Genomic DNA, 16,114 nt, shown 5'->3' on the forward strand with positions numbered 1-16,114 from the left:
CGGGCTGGAAAAGACAATTTACCCGGTGTATCACGGCCGTGAAGCTGAAAAGAGCCGGGTATCCTGAATACAGCATACCCGGCTCCTGTAAAGTTCCATATTCTATTTTTTCTTCACCGGATAACACACTTCCGTTACCAGTTTTTCCGGATCCGATGTGTCGTGAGGGCTGACGTGATAAATGCAGAACGAAGCGCCGTCGTACTCGTACCCGTTGTCATGAATCCAGTGGGCCACTGCCTCATTGACTCTTGTGATCTGTGAATAGCTGCCCTGATAAACAGCCGAAGCGATCAGAACCGGGGGCACCGTCTTAAATTTTACGTGCTCCGTATCCCGGTACGCTCCCTCAACGGAAATCTGAATTTCCACATCCACATCCTCTTCCTTATATCCTTCATCATGGAAAACAGCCATTCCGTAACCGGGCGATGCCATCTGCAGGTTCTGCGCTCCCGTCTCTTCATGGAGAATCCCCCATAATATCTGTTCCTGGTCATAAGCCGGAATTACTTTTCTGACACTCGCCACGTACCTCTCCGGCAAAGTTTTTAACGTTACCTGATAATCCATCATATCTCCATCCTTTCTGATCCATTCGATGGTGTTATCAAGCAGCCGCAGCTTCGTACCGATGCCGTCCATCTGGTCTTCCAGCTCTTTCTTCTTAACCCGGAGAAATCTCTCCATTTCCTCCGGTCTGCCGCAGCAGTTTAAAATTTCACGGATGACCGCCAGGCCAAATCCCATGGATTTCAGATTCTGAATCTGTCCGGCCGCGGAGAGCTGTTCCTCCCCGTAATACCGGTAACCGGTGGCTGGATCAACCAGCCTTGGTTCCAGCAGGCCGATCTCATCGTAATGGCGCAGCATACGGATACTGATTCTCGACAGCTTTGAAAAATCACCAATCTTTAACATAGTACCACCTCACATATATGTGTTTTTGAGCTCAGTATCACTATAGACCATACCACAGTGTGAGAGTCAAGCATGAAATTCAAAATATTTTTTCAGCGCTCCAACGCCTCTCCCATATACCGCTTAAGGGGGCTTGTCTCCGGGTCGTACAGAAGTTCCACGGCATTTCGTATATCCTCTTTCAACGCATCTGCAGCGCCTTTTTCCATACGGACGGCCACATCCTCCAGCTCGAAGGGACCGTTCCGGAAATGCCCCAGCAGACATCCCTCAAACTCCCCGTCAATCAGCAGATAGCCCAGCACATCGTACTCCGCATGTGTGAACCGTTCCTTCAGCCAGTGCTCATTGGATTTCACCAGAAAATCATTTCTGTGAAGCACAAACACCGTATGGTTCTTTTCCGGCACCTCTGCCGGCTCACCTTCCAGCAGAGGCAGGTCCTCCCGGCGAATGTATCCGCCCTCATACGGCTCCAGCGTTTCATCTGATACCAGCCGCTCCAGCACACCTTTGATCTCTTTTAACGGGAGACGGTAGAAGGATCTCACCATGGCCGCATCAATCCATACGTTCAGCCATGCAAACCGTCTCACCAGTTCCTCTGCTGCTGCCTCCTTCGTATAACGGTCCAGATCTGCATCAGGGAACTCCGACTCAAACGGGTACCAGGCCCGGTCCCATTCGTTATCGGTCTGATCCTCGAATACGAGAAATTTCTCCTGCAGCCGGTGCAGAGCGGGCGTGATCTCTTTCGCCAGCAGGCCTGTAAACTCCTTCATGACGTGGATCGTCATCGGACCTTCCCGTTGTAAAAGGTCATAAAGCTCCTGCTCCGTATCCGTAAAAGGCCTGTCCTTCCGGTAGACTGCCGCAAACAGCTCCAGTTCGTCCGCATAAATATAAGCAATATTGCCGTTCTGGAATCTCCCCTTAATAATCGTCCGGCTCTCCCTCATCTTATAGCAATATCTGCTGTCGTCAAAGGCCGCACGGTACAAAAGCTCCGGAGGACTTCCCGGACAGCTCCAGTACACACAGAGTACGGGCGACATCTGCTTAAACAGTTCTCCATACTGCTTCTTTGACGCGGGTTTTGTAAAATGCTGGCGTTCCATACGCAGCTTTCTGTATGCATGTTGATTCATAAAACCTTTTCCTCCGTATTCCTTCCGTATTGATCCGGAGACTCTCCGAGAGTTCAGACGCAAAAACGCAGGCACAGTGAGGCTGCGTTTTGCGTCTGTCCGCCCGGAAAACCGGACCGTTGAAACAGCAAAGTGTCCCGTGTGATTTATGCAATGCTGCAATCGTCCGCAGACTGGCCTGCATGATCCTGATACCATTCCATATTTTTCCGGTTAATCCATTCTGTGGATGCATCCATTGCCGCCCTGCATGCGTTGGTCTCATCCAGCGCATTCAGCATGACGAAATCGTGGATGATCGCCTGAAAACGCATTGCCGTCACCGGCACTCCGGCGACCCGCAGCTTTTCGGCGTAGGCCTCGCCCTCGTCTCTCAGTACATCTGCCTGGCCATTTAAGATCATGGCCTGCGGAAGTCCCTCCAGGTGTTCAGTGCACGCCCTTAACGGGGAGGCCGTTATCTGGTTTCTGCAGTTCTCCGAGGTGGTGTACTGATCCCAGAACCACATCATTCCGGCCCGGTATAAGTAGTAGCACTCCGCAAATTCACAGTATGACGCTGTATTGAAACAGGCGTTGGTCACCGGATAATAAAGAAGCTGCTTATGAATCACAGGACCGCCTCTGTATTTGGAGAACAGGGTCATGGCGATCGCCATATTGCCCCCCACACTGTCCCCGGCTACAGTCAGTGTATTCCCGTTCATCCTCCGTCCCGCCTGTTCAAACAGATCCGGCAGCTGGCAGAGTATGCTGTAGCACTGCTCGACAGCAGTTGGATAACGCGCTTCCGGAGAGCGGGAATATTCCGGAAATATCACCGTACAACCGGTCCTGGCCGCCAGCTCTCTCACCAGCTTTTCATGGGTATGAAAGCTTCCGAATACCCAGCCGGCCCCATGAATATAGAAGATCACATGTTCCGCGAACCCGTTGTTTACCGGTGTTACCCGGTACACGGGAATGCGGCCCCACTGGCCAGTGTCCACCATGGACGCCTCCACCTGTGCCGGATACAGGCAGACCGGCGCATCCTGTGCCTCCTCCAGCACCCGGCGCCCCTCTTCCGGCGGCAGTTCAAAAATCAGCGGCGGAACTGAATTCTCAATGCAGACAGTCTCCGCCGCCGGTTCCAACAGTACTCTTTGATTCATAGATTTCTCCCGTCTGATATGATGTTCTAATGGCATCCTATTCAGAAAAGCAGAATCCGGACCATAAAAATCCGGCCGTCATGCCGGCCAGCGTCACGCTCATCTGCGGGCAATCCTCACTTTCCGCAGCCTGCCCTTGATTGTCTTTTCCTGCAGCTTTTCCAGTACCGCCTGCCCCTTGCCGTTAAGAATCTCCACATAAGTCAGACTTTCCCTGATGTCGATAATACCGATGTCTTCCGCCCCAATTCCGTCAATGCTGCAGATGGTTCCAACGATATCGACTGCACGCATTTTCGATTTCCGGCCGCCGCCGATGGACAGACGCGTGATTCCCGCATTTAAAGCGGCTCCCTTTTGAGCTTTCGGAGCCCTTCTCTCCCTCTGCCTCGTCCAGAACGCCTTTGTGGCCTCCTCATCCGCTTCCGGGCATGTTGTAACTGAAAGTTCCCGCCCCATGTAGGCTTCCACCATATGAAGCATTCGTTCCTCGCTCTCACACAGAAGGCTTACGGCTCTCCCCTTTTCTCCGTTTCTTCCGGTTCGCCCGATACGGTGTACATAAGTCTCCCGTCCGCCCGGGAAATCATAGTTTACCACGAGATCGATCTTATCGAAATCGATTCCCCTGGCCGCAACATCGGTGGCAATCAGAAAACGGAATCCACCTCTGCGGAAGGCATCCACTGTTTTTAAACGCTCTCTCTGCTCCATCTCTCCGTGTATCATTCCACAGAATATCCGGTCTCGTTTCAGCTTTTGAAGGAGCACATTTACCATCTCTCTGGTACCGCAGAATATCATGCAGCTCTCCGGATTCTCCAGAATCAGGGTCCGCTTCAGCAGGTCGTATTTCTCTTCCGGGTCCGCGCGGTATACCACCTGGGAAATTGCGGGTTCTTCCTCCGCATCTGGTTCCGGAGCAATCATAACGGCATCCTCCATATATTCATCCACCAGGAGCCGTACCTTCTCATCCAGGGTAGCCGAAAAAAGGAGAACTTTTCCTCCTTTCGGCAACAGAGCCATGATCTGCTTCACTTCCTCCAGAAATCCCATGTCCAGCATAAGATCCGCCTCGTCGATCACCAGATACCGGATACCGGCGAGCTTTAAACACTCTCTCTGAATCAGATCCATGACGCGTCCCGGAGTCCCCACCACAATGTGTGACTTCTGTTTTATTGTGCGCATCTGCTTATCAATCGGAAATCCGCCAAAGACGGCCGGCACCTTCAGACGTTTCCTGCGTCCTATGTGGAACAGCTCATTGCTGACCTGAACCGCCAGCTCCCTGCTGGGCTCCAGTACCAGCGCCTGAGGCAGATTCTCTTCCCAGACGATCTTCTCACAGAGCGGTATCCCAAACGCCGCAGTCTTACCCGTACCTGTCCTGGACCGCGCTGCCACATTCCGTCCCTCCAGAACGGCGGGTATTACTTCCCTCTGTATTTCCGTTGGCTCCTGATATCCAAGGAGATCCAGCGCATGGATAATTTCAGGGGCAAGGGCGTAGGGCAGAAAACCGTTCCCATTTTTATTTTCCGGCATAATTTAATTCCTTCCATTTTAGTTATAATAAGTCAAATCAGAAAGGCAGGCCATGTCGCGGCCTGCCGGCTTGTTTTATTATACAATGGATTGATCTCAGAATCTACTGGCAAAAACAGTTCCCGGACATGCATCCGGGAACTGTTACATGATTTTCCCCCTGTTTCCTGTTACCGAAAAAATAACAAAAGCATCCCGGCCGCTACCGCTGAACCAATTACGCCGGCCACGTTAGGCCCCATGGCGTGCATCAGCAAAAAATTGGATGGGTTGTATTTCTGTCCCTCCTTCTGCACCACACGGGCCGCCATTGGAACCGCAGAGACGCCTGCGGCGCCTATCATGGGATTTACTTTGCCCTTTGACAGTCTGCACATCACCTTTCCCAGCAGCACGCCGCCCGCGGTTCCCACGGAAAATGCAGCCAGGCCAAGCACAATAATCTTTAATGTATCCACCCGCAGAAACGCATCTGCGCTCGCCTTGGCTCCAACGGTTATTCCAAGAAACACAGATATGATGTACATCAGGGAATTCTGCAGTGCATCGACAAGACGCGGAACACAGCCGGATTCTTTTATTAAGTTTCCCAGCATCAGCATGCCTATCAGCGCGCCCGCCGAAGGAAGAAGCAGGACTGTAAACAGGGTCACTATAATAGGAAAGATGATCTTTTCCGTTTTACCAACCGCTCTTAACTGTTCCATCTTGATCTTCCGCTCCTTCTCCGTTGTCAGAAGCCGGATAATCGGCGGCTGAATAATCGGTACGAGAGCCATATAGGAGTAGGCCGCAATGGCAATGGCCCCCAGCAGATGAGGAGCCAGCCTGCTGGTTAAATAAAGGGCCGTCGGCCCATCCGCACCTCCAATGATTCCGATCGACGCTGCCTCCGGTCCTGTAAACCCCAGCATAATCGCTCCGGCGAAGGTCAAAAAAATCCCCAGCTGGGCCGCAGCTCCCAAAAGGAGACTTCGCGGATTAGCAAGCAGCGGGCCAAAGTCCGTCCCTGCTCCGATACAGAGAAAGATTAACGGCGGATAGATGCCTAAATCGGTTCCCTGGTATAAGTAATATAGGAGACCGCCATTCTCATCCCCTACCGCGGCAGCCATCAGACCGGTCCTGGGCAGATTCACCAGAAGCATGCCAAACGCTATGGGAATGAGAAGATAGGGCTCATACCCCTTATGAATTGCCAGATAGAGAAAAAGACAGGCAATTCCAATCATAATGAGTTCACCGGGCAGATGCAGTCCAAACAGTACAGTATCACACTGAAACAGCTGGGATAAGCCGCTGCTCTTCCAGAACTCCAGTAAAATTTCACTCATCCTTCAGGCCTCCTTAAGAGATTTCAATCAGCGGATCCCCTGCTGCCACGGCTGCTCCTTTTGAGGTAATTATGGATGTTACCGTGCAGTCGCGCGGGGCAATGATCTCGTTCTCCATCTTCATAGCTTCGATGATTACCAGCACTTCTCCGCATTTTACCGTCTGCCCGGAAGTCACAGGAACCGACAGGATCGTCCCCTGAAGAGGAGCAGTGATCCTTTCGGTGCCTGCAAAAGCCCCCTTCTGTACCGCAGCCGCCCCAGCTCCTCCCGCCGGCCGATTCTGTGAAACCGCTTCCGCCGTTACCGGAGGCCGCATATTCCGTGTTTCTCCGTCTTCTGCACCGGCAGTCTTTCCCTGGGCTGTTTGGCCGCCTCCCCGGCTTTCTCTGTGTATCTCTTCTACCTCCACCTCATGAACCACACCGTCAAGCACGATCCGAAATACTTTTATTCCCATGGTTTTAACTCCCCTTCCTTCCTGTTATTTATCGTATGGACTCCAAACGCGCACTTTGAGCCCATGTACCGCCGCAGTCTTCCACTCTTCTGATTCTGCGCACCACAATGTCATCCGGCTCCACAGACAGACAGGCAGCGACAGCCGCGGCAGCCAATAGCACGTCGCTGCTGTCGTTTGCTGCCGGTGCAGCAGTCCCTGTGCCGGTTTCCGGCAAGTTTTCACTCCGCTTTACCAGAAACGCACAGAAATCAATCATATAGGAAAGCAGAAGCAGTACCAGAAATACACTGAGTATACTGAAGCCGGAAATCAATAGCGTATCCGCCACAGTCAAACTGTCACCAAACATGACACACCTCCTTACAATGGAATATTTCCATGTTTTTTCGGTATTTTCTGCACCCGCTTGCCGCGAAATGCCTCCAGCGCACTGATGATGCGCTTTCTCGTCTCTGACGGCATGATCACATCATCCACGTATCCCCTGGAAGCCGCCACATACGGATTCATCATGGTCTCCTGATATTCGGCAATCTTTTCCTTCCGTCTGGCCGCTCCATCAGAAGCATTCTTAATCTCTTTAGAAAAGATAATATTGGCCGCTCCATCGGCTCCCATGACCGCAATCTCGGCATCGGGCCACGCAAAGACCGCATCGGCTCCCAGATGTCTGGAACACATTCCAATATAGGCCCCGCCGTATGATTTTCTTGTGATAACCGTTATCTTCGGTACCACCGCCTCACTGTAGGCATACAGCAGCTTGGCGCCGTGGCGGATAATTCCGTTGTGCTCCTGCATCGTCCCAGGCAGAAATCCCGGCACATCCACCAGCGTAAGGAGCGGTATATGGAAGCAGTCACACGTGCGGATAAAACGCGCAGCCTTATCGGAAGCGTTGATATCCAGACAGCCTGCCATGGCCTTCGGCTGGTTTGCGATCACCCCCGTACTCCTTCCTCCCATATGAATAAATCCGGTGATCAGATTAGGGGCAAAATACTCCTGATATTCCATAAAACGTCCGTTGTCCGCCAGCGCTTCGATCACCGTCTTCATGTCATAGGGCTTTCCGGGATTTTCGGGAATCAGTTCATTCAAAAAATCGTCCTGCCGGTTCCAGTCGTCCCCTGACTCCATTTCCGGAGGAGTCTCCATGTTGTTCTGGGGAAGATACCCAAGCAGTTCTTTTATCTGCCGGATACAGTCTTCTTCGTCCTCTGCCATATAATGGGCCACTCCGCTGATGGCATTGTGAGTCCTCGCTCCCCCCAGTTCCTCCGCAGTCACCGACTCCCCTGTGACTGCGGCGATTACTGAGGGACCGGTAATAAACATCTGGCTTGTATTTTTTACCATAAAGATAAAATCTGTCAGAGCCGGTGAATATACAGCACCTCCCGCGCATGGCCCCATAATCACGGATATCTGTGGGATCACCCCCGAAGCCATGGTATTGTTATAAAAGATGCGCCCATATCCCGCCAGGGCATCCACGCCTTCCTGAATGCGCGCTCCCCCCGAGTCGTTGATGCAGATCATGGGAGCCCCTGCCTTCATGGCAGCCTCCTGTGTCTTCACGATCTTGTCCGCATGCATTTCCCCCAGAGAACCGCCTATCACCGTAAAATCCTGGGCCGCAGCGTATGTAAGTCTTCCATTCACGGTCCCATAGCCTGTCACAACGCCCTCTCCCGGCGACTGCTTCTTCTCCATGCCAAAATTCGTACAGCGGTGCTTTACAAATAAGCCTGTCTCCACAAAGCTTCCCTCGTCAAACAGCGCAAAAAGCCTCTCACGGGCGGTCATCTTGCCCGCCAAATGCTGCTTCTCTGCAGCCTTTTCTCCGCCGCCCATCCGCAGCCTCTCTTTTAAATTTAACAGTTCTTCCTGTTTTTTTGTAGCCAACCTTTCTCCCTCCAGACTGTCACTCAGACTGTTTCCTAAACTGCTCCGGCACACGGTATAAGCCGCCGGACAGATCGGCAATCTCTTCCAGAGAATTTGCCGCTAAGAGTTCCCGCTTTGCCGCATCAGGAGAAATGGCAAGATCCTGCGGATAGGCCACCTTTCCTTCTCTGCGCAGCTGTTCGATCTCTCCGATCCCCACCATAGAGCCGACCGGCGTTCCCTGAGCGATACAGCCCAGCATTTTTGTGCGCTCCTCCGCATTCTGAGCCTGATACAGGTAAGCGATTCCCTGCTCTGTCACCACATGCGTCACATCCTCGCCATAGACCATGACGGGAGCCGCATCCATACCCGCTTTTCTGCCAATTTTCACGGCATCCAGCTCCGGAACAAAGGCCGGGCCGTATTTGCTCTGGCTCTTTGTCATCTGAACCACCAGTTTCCGCCCGGAGGCCATGGAACCGGTAAGCGGAGCCATATCTCGCCATGCTTTTGTGGTATGGCGCCGGCCGCCGGTACTGTTTCCCATGTTGGGAGCCCCGCCGAAACCGCTGAGCCGGCCGCCCGTCACGGTGGAAGAGTTCCCCTCATAATCCATCTGGAGTGTGCCTCCCAGAAACAGATCGATCCCGTAAAGCCCGGCCACCTGGGCCGCTGCCCGGTTGGACCGGAGCATGCCGTCCTTTCCGGTAAAGAAGATGTCCGGTCTCGCGGCCGTATACCGCTCCATGCCAAGTTCTCCCCCAAAGGCGCACACCTGTTTTACCCAGCCCGCCTCCACAGCCGGAATCAGGGTGGGGTGGGGATTTAAGACCCAGTTGGTACATATTTTCCCTTTCAGCCCCAGATAGTCTCCGAAGGTGGGCAGAAGAAGCTCGATTGCCGCGCCATTATAGCCAATACCGTGATTTAAGCTTTTCACACCATGCTTTGCATAGATTCCCTTGATTGTCATCATGCCCATCAGAATATGGGCTTCCTGAATCCTGGCCGGATCTCTGGTAAACAGCGGTTCCATAGGATATGGCTCATCGGCCTTGACAATATAATCCACCCAGCCGCCCGGAATGTCGACACGCGGAAGATCGCCCTCTCCCACAATCTCATTGACCTGTGCAACGACGATGCCGTTCTTAAACGCAGCCGCCTCCGCCAGTATGGGCGTCTCTTCCGTGTTATATCCGGTATATAAATTACCGTTTGAGTCCGCCTTATCCGCGGCAATCAGGCAGACATTGGGCGTCAGGTCCACATACAGCCTGCCGTACAGCTCTAGGTACGTGTGGATCGCTCCAATTTTCACAGTGTTTTCTGCCACCATTTCCGCCAGCCGCCTGCTCTGCATCCCGGCAAAGGAAAAGTTGATTTCCGATGCAATTCCCCTGTCAAAGAGGTCCAGGTGCTCATCTCTTGAAATCGATGGTATAATCATGTTCAGATCATGGACTTTTCCCTGATTCACTTCCTTAAGCGCTCCGGCTAAAAATGCAGCCTGCTTCTGATTGCAGCCTTCCAGTACGACTCTGTCACCCGGCCTTATCACACTCTCTAAAAATGGAACGATCTCTTCCGTTCCGACTCGTTTTCCCCTTGCATAACCGGCGGCCTTCTCCATCCGTTCTGCCTTTGAGCGGCGTTCTTGATCCCAAATCATGTGCTCTCCCCTTTCTGACAATACGTTCCTGATAAAAAAATAATAGCATTGACTTTTTATAACGTCCAATATATACTTTGTTACATAACGATATCCAAAATGTTATAAAAGGAGGCGGATTTATGGACATTCATTCTCTCATCTATTTCAAGAAAGTCGCGGAACTTCAGCACATCACCCGGGCTTCCGAAGAGCTCCACGTAGCACAGCCTTCGTTAAGCCGTACGATTTCCCGGCTGGAGAAGGAACTGGGAGTCCAGCTGTTTGAGCGTTCCGGGAAAAATATTATCTTAAATTCTTACGGCGAGATTCTTCTGAAGCATACAAACCGGATTCTCCAGGAACTGAAAGATATCGAGCAGGAGATCGGCGATGCAGCCGGAGAACGCAGCCGGACTGTCACGCTCTCCCTCTATGCGGCTTCCAAGCTGCTGCCGGAACTGGTCATGGCATTTAAGCATGAATACCCCTCTATCCGGCTTCAGATCATCCAGGAGGACTTAACGAAGAACCAACCCAACGGCTGCGACTTAACCCTGTTTTCCTCCATGCAGCCATGCACACAGGATTATTCTGTCACCCTGATAGAAGAAGAAATTCTCCTGGCACTGCCTGATTCCAACCCGTTGTCCAAACGGGACAATCTTAACTTAAGCGAGGTAGCAGGCGAGGAATTTATCTGTCTTCAGCAGGGAAAGAGTTTAAGGACCATCACTGATACTTTCTGCAAGATAGCCGGCTTTGAACCCTCTGTCGTGCTGGAGAGCGACAGTCCTGAGACGGTCCGCGAACTGATCCGGGCCGGTATCGGCATCTCCTTCATCCCTTCCATTACCTGGCAGGGCATGGATACGAAGAACATCGCACTGGTCCCTATTTCCTTTCCGCAGTGCAGACGCTACATTAACCTGTCCTGGCGGTCTCAGGGTTATCTCTCTCCCGCTGCCATTTTGTTTCGCGACTTTGTTCAGGATTATTTTAGAGCGTTTCAGAAATAGACATGCCGGTTCTGGCCTGGGGATTCTCCCCAGGCTATTATCATTTTCACATTCATATCACCTGCAGCATCAATCATTTCCTCCGATACATAACAAAAAAGGCATAAATCCATAAAAGTATTAGTATTTTACATTCTGGCGTTTTGTACATATAATTCCTTATATAGCAAATACTTTTTGTCACTATTGCAGTATGCAATTGGGAGAAGGCACAGATACTTACTTTCTATCGCAAATTGATCAGGCAAAAGAGAGGAGGAAACATGATTATCCGGGGGGATGATGCTGCCGCGGTAAAGTACAGACTGCTGTGCCCAGTCATTCATTTTTTGAAGGAAGGGGTACTTTTATCATGACAAAAGAGACAAGGAAGAAGCTTATTAGTGAAGCTGCCGCCATCGCTGTGGGCCTTGCCATCGCTCTGATTCCCGCACCCGGGGGGCTGGAACAGAAGGCGATGTGGACAATGGGTCTGTTAATCTGGGCCATTATCAACTGGATGACCAATGCAATCCCCGATTTTGTATGCATCTTTATTATGTGCTGTACGTGGGTTCTTTTAGGAATTGTGCCCTTTACAACGGCATTCGGAAGTTTCTCGGGAACCACCGTCTGGCTGCTCATCGCAGCCATGGGAATCGGCGCTGCCGTAACGAAGAGCGGACTGTTGGCAAGAGTCGCACTCTGGATTATGCGGGTCTGCCCGCCGACCTTTAACGGACAGGTCCTGGCTCTGCTGGGATCCGGTGTTATCATCGGGCCGTTTATTCCCTCCACCATCGCAAAAGTATCCATTGTAGGCGCCATGGCCACTGACATCGGTGAAAAGCTGGGATTTGAGGACCGTTCCAAAGGAATGGCCGGCATGTGGTCTGCCATGTATGCGGGCTATACACTGCTCAGCCAGGCCGTTTTAAGCGCATCCTTCTTTTCCTACATCATCATGGGCCTCCTTCCCCAGACAGTACAGGCCCAGTTCAGCTGGATGTTCTGGCTGCGGGCCATGCTTCCCTGGCTCATAATCTGTACGATCGCCAGTTACTTCGCAATCCGGATACTTTATAAGCCTGCACAGGCACCGAAGCTGACAAAGGAAGATGTCAATAAGATGCTGACCGATTTAGGCCCCATGTCGAGAAGTGAGAAAATCACACTGATCGTGCTCGTTGCCTGCATATTTTTCTGGGTTCTGGAACGCACCTTAAATATTCCGGCAGCCATAACAGCCGTGTTAGGCATGTCAGCGCTGCTGGCCCTCGGCGTCATCACACCGAAGGACTATAACAGCCGCATCAACTGGAGCATCATCGCTTTTATGGGCGGCGCCATCAACCTGGCCAATGCCCTTACCACAGTGGGGATCGACACCTGGCTGGGCAATACATTCGGTGCTTCCATGGCAAGTCTTATCAGCAACCCGTTTTTATTTGTCTTTGTCATTGCCACCGTCGCACTGCTTGCACGTTTTATCATCGTGGATATGACCACCTGTTACACGCTCTTCATTGTAATTCTGACTCCGTTCTGCGTACAGGCCGGCATGAGCCCCTGGATCGCAGCCATGGCGTCCTACTGCGTGGTATATCCATACTTTACAAAATACCAGAACATCAACTTCCTGGCCGCATTCAACTCAGCCGGCGGAGATGAAAAACTCAGTCATACCATGCTGGTGCCGTTCTGTCTGGTCTTCCATATCGTAAGCATTCTGGCGCTGACGGCCAGCGTGCCTTACTGGAAGATTCTGGGACTGATACCGTAAACAATTAAAACACCTCACACGAAGAAAAGGAGTGCAGATACTATGTCTAAAAAAGAAGCAGTCAAAGAAGTTACTCACACAATTGGTGATACACTGCCAAAGTTAAGAGCCGCAGCCGTTCAGGCAGCTCCCGTATTCTTAAACCGCGATGCAACCGTTCAGAAAGTAGCCCGTCTGACGAAAGAAGCTAAGGATAACGGTGCAGACCTCGTAGTGTTCCCGGAATCTTTTATTCCTACCTTCCCGCTCTGGTGCCTGTTCCTGCCGCCGGTAGACCAGCATCCGTTCTACAAGAGGCTGTTTGAAAATGCGGTAACCGTGCCAGGTCCGGCATTTAATGAACTTCAGAAAATCGCCCGCGACAACAGTATTTTCTTATCCGTCGGCATCTGTGAGAAGAGCACCACCAACTTTGGGACAATGTGGAACACCACCCTGTTATTTGACCGGGAAGGCAATATGATCGGTCATCACAGAAAGCTTCTTCCCACCTGGGGAGAAAAGCTGGTTTGGTCATTTGGTGACGGTTCTTCGCTCAATATCCATGACACAGAGATTGGACGAATCGGCTCCCTGATCTGCGGCGAGAACTCCAATACACTGGCCCGTTACGCCCTGGTAGCCCAGGGAGAGCAGGTACATATTTCAGTCTATCCGCCATGCTGGCCGACCAGCAGAGACAAGGGCAATTACGCGGACTGCCTGCGGGTACGCACCTGTGCTCATGCGTTTGAGGCTAAGGTGTTTAATATCTGTTCCTCTGCGTCTCTCGACGAAGATGCCATGGAGCAGATGTCTGTGGGCGATCCCGCTTTAAAGGAATGGCTCCACAACCAGTCCTGGGCCCTCACCATGATCGCCGGACCTAACGGCCAGCCATGCTGCCCGTCAATCGAGAACAACCAGGAAGGCATTATTTACGCCGACTGCGATATTGCAGCTGAAATTACCGCAAAAGGAATCCACGATATCGCGGGAGCCTACCAGCGTTTCGACGTATTTCAGCTCCACGTAAACAAGACTCCCAGGGAACCGGCGTATTTCTATGATGAGGGGATTGGGGAATCGAGGGAATTTATTCCTTATAAAGAAGAGGAAGAGACAGAATAAAGCACTATGCAAAAAAGAGGGGACCGCATCTGTGATTGATAAATCACAGATGCGGTCCCCCATGTCAGGTCAGCCGGCAATCAACATTTTTGCAAGAAACGGTGTGCTGACCAGTACCGTTACCATTCGAAGCACCTGAAACAGCGTTACAATATTGGCATCTGCTTTATATTCCATAGCTATCATAATAGTAGGAGACAGCCCTGCCGGACAGCATGCCAGTATACAAGTAGCTTTATCCCAGTTTGTCATCCACATCATAATCCTGGCCAGCAGAAGACTGCCCATAATCACCAGTATATTCAATATTATGACTGGAAATATGTATTCGGGAAATCCCAGAATACTCTCCCTTGTTATGGCTGCACCTGCCAGGCCCCCTATACCAATCTGCACCAGAGTCTGAATTCGCTTATTAATCCTGCACGACACATTTCCGGCTTTCACGGCAATTCCTATCACCAGCATCGGCCCCAAAAGGTTTGCCGCAGGGACGTGAAAACGAGTCAGTATCCACGTAACCCCCAATACCGGCAGCAACAGCACTCCCCATTCATACCATTTAAGACGCCGTTCTGCTGTGACCGCCTTCTTCTCTCCCGTCTCCTCACATCTATATCGGAACGCCAGAGAAGAAAATACCACCATAGAACATATCATCCTGGAAGACTGTAAGAGTACCGTTGCAAATGGATCCGAATGATAACTCAATGACATCAGGGTAATCTCTGCCATCCCTCCCGGAGTCGCAGCAAAAAGCGCTGTTTCTTTCTCCAGTCCCGTAAATATCAGCACCCCCGTCGCAATAAGGGACAGTGACACAAGCCAGATGGCAGCCAGTAGCATCTGGCACAGTACGCCCTTAAAATTCTGATTAAACCGCATTCCCAACAGTATTCCTGTTATCACGGAAAGAACAGGCTTCTGCCAGGCCGGTATGGTAAATTTTACGCCCAAAATTGTCAGCACCAGAAAACAGGCAATTGGTCCCAGTATCGCGGGGGCAGGTATCTTAAGGCGCCGCCCTGCCAGATATCCAGCTATACTGACACCCCAGAACAATATGAATCCTGAGACTGCGTTCAATCTCTTATCCCTTCCAGTTATCTATGCGAGGACCAAAAGCAATAAGCCCTCCAGCCTCCAGCATTTCCATGAGAAAAGGCGCCACTGGCTTTGCTCTGAGTCTGTCTCCGGTTGTCTCATTTACTATTTCCCCTGAAATCATATCTATTGACAGAATATCTCCCTCCGAAACATGAGATGTTATGCCCGGACACTCAACTAACGGCAGTCCTACTTCGAACGCATTCCTGTAAAACAGCCGGGAGGCATACTCTGTGACAACAGCTCCTACCCCTGTAGCTTTAATAGCTTTGGGAGCCACTGCCCGCCCTGACGACTGGCCAAAATGAACTCCCGCAACCAAAATATCCCCTTTTTGAACTTTTTTCGGAAACTCGGGATTATAGTTCTCCAGCACATGTTTTGCCATTTCAGTCATTGATCCCAATGCCCTGTCCACCCTCACAATCTGGTCTGTGGGAATATTATCTCCGAATTTCCAAACCTTCCCCTTAATTATTTCCACATAATCACCACCAATTTCTTATATTTGATATTCGTCAATTCTGGGACCAAACGCAATCAGTCCACCTGCTTCCAGCATTTCCATCAAAAAAGGTGGAACGGGTCTGGCTTTCAATTCCTTACCCGTGGTCTTGTTCTGTATCATCCCTGTTTCCATATTCACATGCAGAATATCCCCATCAGAAACTTCTTCCGTTATTCCTTCACATTCCATGAGCGGCAGCCCGATTTCAAAACAATTTCGGTAAAACAGCCTGGATGCGTATTCAACCACTACAGCGCCTACTCCGGTTGCTTTAATAGCTTTGGGTGCTACTGCGCGTCCTGATGACTGGCCAAAATGCTTTCCGGCTACCAGTATATCTCCTTTTTGTACGTGTACAGGAAAGTCAGGATTTAAGTTCTCCAATACATGCCTGGCCATCTCATCTAAAGATTCCAGAACACGGTCTGCTTTTACAATCTGGTCTGTAGGAATATTATCTCCAAATTTCCAGCAACGGCCTTCTGCTTCCATA

General features: G+C 51.2%; 15 protein-coding genes. 3 read left to right on the top strand and 12 right to left on the bottom strand.

The annotated features are described in order from the left end of the window. Positions 1 to 102 precede the first annotated feature (102 nt). The 9 genes from NE473_RS27165 to mdcA all read right to left on the bottom strand — a co-directional run bounded on the left by NE473_RS27165 (position 103) and on the right by mdcA (position 10,136). Entirely contained in the window at positions 103 to 921 is an 819-nt protein-coding gene (locus tag NE473_RS27165) for a MerR family transcriptional regulator (protein WP_055652206.1), read from the bottom strand. 92 nt (positions 922 to 1,013) lie between these two features. Next, positions 1,014 to 2,069, bottom strand: coding sequence for a DNA glycosylase AlkZ-like family protein (locus NE473_RS27170; protein ID WP_055652205.1), 1,056 nt, complete (start codon positions 2,067 to 2,069; stop codon positions 1,014 to 1,016). Positions 2,070 to 2,215: 146 nt separating this feature from the next. Next, on the bottom strand, positions 2,216 to 3,223 hold the full coding sequence (locus NE473_RS27175) for an alpha/beta hydrolase (protein WP_055652204.1): 1,008 nt from the start codon (positions 3,221 to 3,223) through the stop codon (positions 2,216 to 2,218). Positions 3,224 to 3,322: 99 nt separating this feature from the next. Continuing rightward, positions 3,323 to 4,774, bottom strand: coding sequence for a DEAD/DEAH box helicase (locus tag NE473_RS27180; protein ID WP_055652203.1), 1,452 nt, complete (start codon positions 4,772 to 4,774; stop codon positions 3,323 to 3,325). A gap of 170 nt (positions 4,775 to 4,944) precedes the next feature. Further along, positions 4,945 to 6,108 carry a sodium ion-translocating decarboxylase subunit beta gene (locus NE473_RS27185; RefSeq protein ID WP_006771268.1) on the bottom strand — a complete coding sequence of 388 codons (1,164 nt, stop codon included), beginning with the start codon at positions 6,106 to 6,108 and terminating at the stop codon, positions 4,945 to 4,947. Between the two features lie 13 nt (positions 6,109 to 6,121). After that, the gene (locus tag NE473_RS27190; RefSeq protein WP_055652202.1) at positions 6,122 to 6,568 is read right to left on the bottom strand and encodes an acyl-CoA carboxylase biotin carboxyl carrier protein subunit; all 447 of its coding nucleotides are present in this window, start codon (positions 6,566 to 6,568) and stop codon (positions 6,122 to 6,124) included. 28 nt (positions 6,569 to 6,596) lie between these two features. After that, positions 6,597 to 6,920, bottom strand: a complete 324-nt coding sequence (locus tag NE473_RS27195) for a sodium pump decarboxylase gamma subunit subfamily (RefSeq protein WP_022031253.1) — start codon at positions 6,918 to 6,920, stop codon at positions 6,597 to 6,599. 11 nt (positions 6,921 to 6,931) lie between these two features. Further along, positions 6,932 to 8,479, bottom strand: a complete 1,548-nt coding sequence (locus NE473_RS27200; RefSeq protein ID WP_022031254.1) for an acyl-CoA carboxylase subunit beta — start codon at positions 8,477 to 8,479, stop codon at positions 6,932 to 6,934. A gap of 19 nt (positions 8,480 to 8,498) precedes the next feature. After that, on the bottom strand, positions 8,499 to 10,136 hold the full coding sequence (gene mdcA, locus NE473_RS27205; RefSeq protein ID WP_055652201.1) for a malonate decarboxylase subunit alpha: 1,638 nt from the start codon (positions 10,134 to 10,136) through the stop codon (positions 8,499 to 8,501). Positions 10,137 to 10,258: 122 nt separating this feature from the next. On the opposite strand from mdcA, the gene NE473_RS27210 reads away from it, so the two are divergent. The 3 genes from NE473_RS27210 (at position 10,259) to NE473_RS27220 (ending at position 14,006) form a co-directional block, all read left to right on the top strand. Beyond that, positions 10,259 to 11,134 carry a LysR family transcriptional regulator gene (locus tag NE473_RS27210; RefSeq protein ID WP_055652200.1) on the top strand — a complete coding sequence of 292 codons (876 nt, stop codon included), beginning with the start codon at positions 10,259 to 10,261 and terminating at the stop codon, positions 11,132 to 11,134. Between the two features lie 352 nt (positions 11,135 to 11,486). Further along, on the top strand, positions 11,487 to 12,896 hold the full coding sequence (locus tag NE473_RS27215; RefSeq protein WP_006771261.1) for an SLC13 family permease: 1,410 nt from the start codon (positions 11,487 to 11,489) through the stop codon (positions 12,894 to 12,896). 42 nt (positions 12,897 to 12,938) lie between these two features. Further along, positions 12,939 to 14,006: a carbon-nitrogen hydrolase family protein gene (locus NE473_RS27220; protein ID WP_055652199.1), complete on the top strand. Its 1,068-nt coding sequence runs from the start codon at positions 12,939 to 12,941 to the stop codon at positions 14,004 to 14,006. A 69-nt stretch (positions 14,007 to 14,075) separates the two neighbouring features. Here NE473_RS27220 and NE473_RS27225 read toward each other — a convergent pair whose 3' ends face one another. From NE473_RS27225 to NE473_RS27235, 3 genes are read right to left on the bottom strand one after another with little or no spacing between them, the layout of a single operon-like run. Next, positions 14,076 to 15,092 carry an AbrB family transcriptional regulator gene (locus NE473_RS27225; protein WP_055652198.1) on the bottom strand — a complete coding sequence of 339 codons (1,017 nt, stop codon included), beginning with the start codon at positions 15,090 to 15,092 and terminating at the stop codon, positions 14,076 to 14,078. A gap of 4 nt (positions 15,093 to 15,096) precedes the next feature. Continuing rightward, positions 15,097 to 15,597, bottom strand: coding sequence for a LeuD/DmdB family oxidoreductase small subunit (locus tag NE473_RS27230; RefSeq protein ID WP_055652197.1), 501 nt, complete (start codon positions 15,595 to 15,597; stop codon positions 15,097 to 15,099). A gap of 18 nt (positions 15,598 to 15,615) precedes the next feature. Beyond that, a complete protein-coding gene (locus NE473_RS27235) occupies positions 15,616 to 16,113 on the bottom strand; it encodes a LeuD/DmdB family oxidoreductase small subunit (protein ID WP_055652196.1) in 498 nt (165 codons plus the stop codon). Position 16,114: the final 1 nt, after the last annotated feature.

Source organism: Hungatella sp. SL.1.14, from assembly GCF_024460495.1.
In the GTDB taxonomy this organism is placed as follows: Bacteria; Bacillota; Clostridia; order Lachnospirales; family Lachnospiraceae; genus Hungatella; species Hungatella hathewayi.

Coding starts and splice junctions, on each gene's coding strand:
- NE473_RS27165 (WP_055652206.1), bottom strand. CDS start 921: ATGTTAAAGATTGGTGATTTTTCAAAGCTGTCGAGAATCAGTATCCGT.
- NE473_RS27170 (WP_055652205.1), bottom strand. CDS start 2,069: ATGAATCAACATGCATACAGAAAGCTGCGTATGGAACGCCAGCATTTT.
- NE473_RS27175 (WP_055652204.1), bottom strand. CDS start 3,223: ATGAATCAAAGAGTACTGTTGGAACCGGCGGCGGAGACTGTCTGCATT.
- NE473_RS27180 (WP_055652203.1), bottom strand. CDS start 4,774: ATGCCGGAAAATAAAAATGGGAACGGTTTTCTGCCCTACGCCCTTGCC.
- NE473_RS27185 (WP_006771268.1), bottom strand. CDS start 6,108: ATGAGTGAAATTTTACTGGAGTTCTGGAAGAGCAGCGGCTTATCCCAG.
- NE473_RS27190 (WP_055652202.1), bottom strand. CDS start 6,568: ATGGGAATAAAAGTATTTCGGATCGTGCTTGACGGTGTGGTTCATGAG.
- NE473_RS27195 (WP_022031253.1), bottom strand. CDS start 6,920: ATGTTTGGTGACAGTTTGACTGTGGCGGATACGCTATTGATTTCCGGC.
- mdcA (WP_055652201.1), bottom strand. CDS start 10,136: ATGATTTGGGATCAAGAACGCCGCTCAAAGGCAGAACGGATGGAGAAG.
- NE473_RS27210 (WP_055652200.1), top strand. CDS start 10,259: ATGGACATTCATTCTCTCATCTATTTCAAGAAAGTCGCGGAACTTCAG.
- NE473_RS27215 (WP_006771261.1), top strand. CDS start 11,487: ATGACAAAAGAGACAAGGAAGAAGCTTATTAGTGAAGCTGCCGCCATC.
- NE473_RS27220 (WP_055652199.1), top strand. CDS start 12,939: ATGTCTAAAAAAGAAGCAGTCAAAGAAGTTACTCACACAATTGGTGAT.
- NE473_RS27235 (WP_055652196.1), bottom strand. CDS start 16,113: ATGGAAGCAGAAGGCCGTTGCTGGAAATTTGGAGATAATATTCCTACA.